At 36.4% G+C, this 2,081-nt stretch carries 1 protein-coding gene and 1 pseudogene; one reads left to right on the forward strand and one right to left on the reverse strand.

Annotation, left to right across the window (positions count from 1 at the left end):
- Positions 1-222 precede the first annotated feature (222 nt).
- Positions 223-711 carry a hypothetical protein gene (locus KQI79_RS27180; RefSeq protein WP_216541452.1) on the forward strand — a complete coding sequence of 163 codons (489 nt, stop codon included), beginning with the start codon at positions 223-225 and terminating at the stop codon, positions 709-711.
- A gap of 533 nt (positions 712-1,244) precedes the next feature.
- Here KQI79_RS27180 and KQI79_RS27185 read toward each other — a convergent pair.
- Positions 1,245-1,961 (reverse strand): annotated as a pseudogene (locus KQI79_RS27185) (arsenic resistance protein); the annotation flags it as partial.
- Positions 1,962-2,081 lie beyond the last annotated feature (120 nt).

Raw genomic sequence — 2,081 nt, forward strand, 5'->3', positions numbered from 1 at the left:
CTTGGCAAAAGCGGTCGCTTAAAAACGAGCGTTTCCCGAAAATTCTGCAGGTCTGCCCATTTTTATGACCAATAAACTCCAATTACACATTTTTAAACGTTAAAGCCAGGAATTAACTGTTGCTAGTTGAGGACTCCCTATGAAGCTGGCTTCAAAACGAAATTATGCAAAAGGCTCAATATTATAAATAGATGCAGTGACATTTCATATTATCGAAATTGTTTGATACATAATGCAGGTAAAACAAATAATGGTTTTAATAAAAAGATCCATTTTTATAAGAATCATAGTAGTAATTTATTTTTTTCGAAAGATCTTATTGAGAATTTTATTAATGACTATCTGAAATTATTTGATATTTTAAGAGATAAAATCATAAAAAATACTGAGTTTAAACAAAAGACCCGAATTGAACAATTGAGACAATTATGGTCAGATTGTTTTGATAGTCCTATACTTGTATTTGATGACTATTGGGAAATTGATGAAGATAGAGATTTAATTATAGATGTTAAATATCCTGACTGCGAACGTGGTTTAAGTAGCGGAGAAAAAGTCTATCTATCTATATGGCGGCACCAATATTATGATGCTATAAAAACAGAAGAGTTTTTAATTTGCAGTGTGGATGTAAAAATAATATACAAGATTTATAAAGGATTGTCCGATGTAAAATTTTATTATATGTATCAACAATCAAGAGATTTATGATAGATCTTCTTCGGTGGCAATTACTTCGCTTAACACTGCATTATACGGCACCTCCGGAGCCTTAAGGTTCTCGGGTTCGTGAATACAGGAACCTTAAGTGAAATCAGTGCAAATTATAATCAAAACGATTACAACTCAAGATTGAAATACAAACTTAACTTATTATTATCAATTTTTTGAGAAAGGATGTTTCGTATCGGGTAACATTGATAAACGAAAGAGACTCGATGAAGAAGTATTCACTTATCAAACAACGAAAGACAACAAAGTCTTTATTTACTGGATGGGTAAGCAAGTTAAAATTGTTTTCAGAAAGGCGAGTGATAAATTTTTAAAAACAATAGAAGGAAAGGATCATCATGAGACACAGTTAGCAATGGCTAAGATTACCGGAAACTTTAAACGTGGCAATGAGAAAGATAATAAAGCAAAAAAGTGAATTTGTTAGCCGCTCAGGTGGCTCTGACATCGCTTAAACAATATTCACGCAGAAGTTAAGTTTTCTACTTTCTCATTTCTCAAGACTAGACTATTCATTTTTTCTCAGTACTTCCGTCCGCCCCTCTTAAAAGCACCTTTGGAACAAGCCGAATATATAATAGTTCCCCAATAAGTTCTACAATGGTTTGCGTTACGATGACTGCAGATACTGCCTCGTTCAGAGGTTCAGGCAGCGCCAGTGCAAAAGGAAGAACGACAAGAGAGTTGCGAGTTCCTGCACTAAAGATAAGAGCCCGCCCTGCTCCGGTATCTAAACGGAATATACGAGAAACGATACGAGCAATGATCGGTGTTATGGTCATATATGCAATGTAGACAGGAATCACTAGGCTAATAAACTCCAAAGAGGTATATAGTTTAGAGATTTGGGATGCAACGACCACAAAAAGGGTTAGTGCCATAAAAGGCACAGGAAGCCATGCTGTAGCATCAAGCAAACGTTCACCGTGCGGTTGTCGTCTTGACCACCATTGAGTAAGTAGAGCCAGTACCAGTGGAACAACAATAAGACCTAAGAATGCTTCGAGAAACGGCCCGACACTCACAATTTCTGCCGTTTACTTGCCCATAAAAAGCCATAAGAAACTGGTTAACCCCCAAACAAGGATCGGTACAGCTATGTAATTCATCATAGGTAGTGCATAGATGAACTTTCGATTCGTTAGCGCCTCTTTTAAACGAAAAAACGGTATTTGGGCAAACATTCCATACATTAAGACGGCAAGTACGAACGAAATCATACGATCTAAATGTTATTGCTAACGCATAATGTCCGGAGATTGATGGTGTAAGTTATCCTGCTATTGACGGTTAATCTGACCGCATCCGGATATACGAGAGGGGGAATTATGATAATTCTCCCTGAATGA

The sequence above is a fragment of the Paenibacillus sp. MSJ-34 genome (assembly GCF_018918005.1).
Classification (GTDB): domain Bacteria; phylum Bacillota; class Bacilli; order Paenibacillales; family Paenibacillaceae; genus MSJ-34.